Annotated in this window: 4 protein-coding genes; 1 reads left to right on the top strand and 3 read right to left on the bottom strand. The window is 65.3% G+C overall.

All coding sequences use genetic code 11. The features are described from left to right. Positions 1-787 (top strand): ribonuclease D (gene rnd / locus EOA22_RS29080; protein ID WP_127390407.1); only part of this gene is annotated, 787 nt, incomplete at its 5' end. A gap of 55 nt (positions 788-842) precedes the next feature. Here the strand turns inward: rnd and EOA22_RS29075 are convergent. The 3 genes from EOA22_RS29075 to guaB all read right to left on the bottom strand — a co-directional run. Beyond that, positions 843-1,262: an MAPEG family protein gene (locus EOA22_RS29075; protein ID WP_063167750.1), complete on the bottom strand. Its 420-nt coding sequence runs from the start codon at positions 1,260-1,262 to the stop codon at positions 843-845. A gap of 37 nt (positions 1,263-1,299) precedes the next feature. Continuing rightward, positions 1,300-1,923, bottom strand: coding sequence for a hypothetical protein (locus tag EOA22_RS29070; RefSeq protein WP_082826435.1), 624 nt, complete (start codon positions 1,921-1,923; stop codon positions 1,300-1,302). Beyond that, on the bottom strand, positions 1,874-3,060 hold a 1,187-nt coding region (gene guaB / locus EOA22_RS29065; RefSeq protein ID WP_127390406.1), incomplete at its 5' end, for an IMP dehydrogenase. The genes EOA22_RS29070 and guaB, both read right to left, overlap by 50 nt.

Here is a 3,060-nt window from a genome sequence, read left to right as displayed (position 1 = left end):
GCGCATCACCGGCGCGCGGCTCGACAAGTCGTCGCGCTTCACCGACTGGCGCCACCGGCCGCTTTCCGACAAGCAGCTCGACTATGCGCTGGCCGACGTCACCCAGCTGATCGAGGTCTATCAGCACCTCAGCGCCGAACTGGCGCGCGAAAACCGCGCCCATTGGCTCAACGAGGAAATGGAGGTGCTGACCTCGCGCGAGACCTATGATCCGCACCCCGAGGACGCCTGGAAACGGCTGAAGATGCGGCTGCGCAAGCCGCAGGAACTGGCGATCGTGCAGGGCGTTGCGGCGTGGCGCGAGCGCGAGGCGCGCGAACGCGACGTGCCGCGCGGCCGCGTGCTGAAGGACGACGCGATCTACGAGGTGGCGCAGCAGGCGCCGCGCGACGCGGCAGCCCTTGGCAAGCTGCGCACGACGCCGAAGGGCTGGGAGCGCTCGTCGACGGCAACGGCGCTGCTCGGCGCGGTCAACACCGCCCTTGCCTTGCCCAAGGAGCAGATGCCGAAACTGCCAAAGAGTTTCCAGCCGCCCGAGGGCTCGAGCGCCGCGGCGGAACTGTTGAAGGTGCTGCTGCGGATCGTCGCCGAAAAGGAAGGCGTCGCGTCCAAGGTGCTGGCCTCCAGCGACGACATCGACCGTATCGCCGCCGAGGGCGAGGACGCCGACGTACCGGCCCTGCAGGGCTGGCGGCGCGCGGTGTTCGGCGAGGCCGCGCTCAAGCTGGTGCGCGGCGAGATCGGCATCAAGTTCGACAAGCGCAAGATTGCGGTGTTCGACCTGTAGACGTCCCTCGCGGACTTTCCTTCTCCCCTTGCGGGAGAAGGAAAAGGTGCTCTGCTCAAACCACGCCGAGCAGGTGTAGGGCGAACCAGATCCATCCCAGCAGGAGAATCACCGCACTGACGAAGAACGAGCGGCTGCGCAGCAGCAGATTGTTGCTGGTCAGGTGAACCCAGGCGTGGAAATAGCGCGATGCGACGAAAATCCACATCAGCGCCAGGGTCAGATAGTTGACGCCGTTGGTCAGGTGCAGCGTCAGGCACAGCACATAGAACAGCACCGGCAGCTCGAACTGGTTGGTGAGATTGGCGGCAACGGTGACGCTGGAGGCCGGCTCGGTCGAACGCACCTTGAACTGAGCTGGCTTCGCCTCGCCTGACCTGATTGCGCCGTATCTGCGGCGACCCAGGACGCAGTAGACGATGTAGATCAGCAGCACATGCGCCAGAACAGGCCAGAAGATCGTGGTCTGGTTCACGAAGTTTCCCCTAGCGGGCTGAGCTTTGCGCGCGGCATCAGGCCAGGCGTTTCTGGCCTGCCAGCCAGAAGGCGGCAATGACGATCACCGGGACGGCGAAAAGCGCGAATTTGGTGACGGTGAGCGCCGAAGCCAAAGACAGCGAGTCCGGATTCGCCGACAGGAAATCGGACAGAAGCCGCGCTACCGCGATGTTCTGGGCGTAGTCGGCAAGCGTGTAGGGCAGCACCAGGACCAGCGCGAAGATCGACTGCAGCTGCACCGGCTGCACGCGGAAAGCCTTCAATCGCCGGCCGGTGGCCAGGATCAGGCTGACCAGCGTCACAGACAGCAGCGCCGGGAACAACAGATCGAAGGTCAGATAGTGCCAGACGAGAATGATCTCGCCGCCGCGCCGGCCGAGTGCCGTCAGCCAGGCCATGCCTTCGTCCGGAGTGAAACCGAAAATACGCATGTCGAGTGATGGCAAGCCGCCGCTCAACTGGCGGAAGTAGAGGAATTCCATAGCCGTCATGGCGATGAAAACCACCGCCGACAGGAAACAGAGTGCGCCTGCGTGGCGCGGCAGCCGCAGGATCGTTGCCGTCAGGCTCCGCCCGAGCCCGTACTGGTCAGGCTCCGCCGGGATAGTTCGGGCTTTCGCGGGTAATCGTGACGTCATGGGCGTGGCTTTCACGAAGTCCGGCATTGGATATGCGCACAAAGGTGGCGCGCTCGCGGAAATCGGCAAGGTCGCGGCCACCAACATAACCCATAGCGGCTTTCAAGCCGCCCGCAAGCTGGTGCAGCACGCCAGACACAGGTCCTTTGTAGGGAACCTGCCCTTCGATGCCTTCCGGGACCAGTTTCAGCGTGTCGCGCACCTCGGCCTGGAAGTAGCGATCGGCCGAGCCGCGGGCCATGGCGCCGACCGAGCCCATGCCGCGATAGGCCTTGAAGGAGCGGCCCTGGTGCAGATAGACCTCGCCCGGGCTTTCGTCGGTTCCGGCCAGCAGCGAGCCGATCATGGCCGCACTGGCGCCTGCGGCGAGCGCCTTGGCCAGATCGCCGGAATATTTGATGCCGCCATCGGCGATCACCGAGACGCCGGATTTGTGCGCCGTCTCGACCGCCGACATGATGGCTGAGAGCTGCGGCACGCCGACGCCGGCAACGATGCGGGTGGTGCAGATGGAACCCGGGCCGATGCCGACCTTGACGGCGTCGGCGCCGGCGTCGATCAGCGCCTGCGTGCCCGCGGCGGTGGCGACATTGCCAGCCAGGATGCGGACGGAGTTGGATAGTTTTTTCGCCCGCGTGACGGCGTCGAGCACGCGCTGCGAGTGGCCATGCGCGGTGTCGATCACCAGAAGGTCGACGCCGGCATCGATGAGGCGTTCGGCGCGCTCGAAACCGTCATCGCCGACGCTGGTGGCGGCGGCGGCGCGCAGGCGGCCCTGTGCGTCCTTGGTGGCGTGCGGATTGAGCTGCGACTTCTCGATATCCTTGACGGTGATCAGTCCGACGCAATTGCCCTGCCTGTCGACGACCACCAGCTTTTCGATCCTGTGCTGGTGCAGGAGGCGCTTGGCCTCGTCCTGGTCGACGTTCTCCTTGACCGTGATCAGGTTGTCACGGGTCATCAGTTCATGGACCTTCTGCGCCGGATCGGACGCAAAGCGCACGTCGCGATTGGTCAGGATGCCGATCAGCCGGCCGATCTTGTGGCCGCCGCTGCCGCCGTTCTCGACCACCGGAATGCCCGAGATCGAATAGCTGCGCATCAGGCCCAGCGCGTCGGCGAGCGTCGCGTCGGGGC

The sequence above is a fragment of the Mesorhizobium sp. M7A.F.Ca.US.014.04.1.1 genome (assembly GCF_003998745.1).
Lineage (GTDB): Bacteria > Pseudomonadota > Alphaproteobacteria > Rhizobiales > Rhizobiaceae > Mesorhizobium > Mesorhizobium ciceri.
Note: the sequence above shows the minus strand (reverse complement) of the source record. Positions and strands in the feature narration are given on the sequence as shown.

What these genes read in the sequence shown, in the direction of transcription:
- EOA22_RS29070 (WP_082826435.1), bottom strand. Translation starts at nt 1,923, where the DNA reads ATGACGTCACGATTACCCGCGAAAGCCCGAACTATCCCGGCGGAGCCT.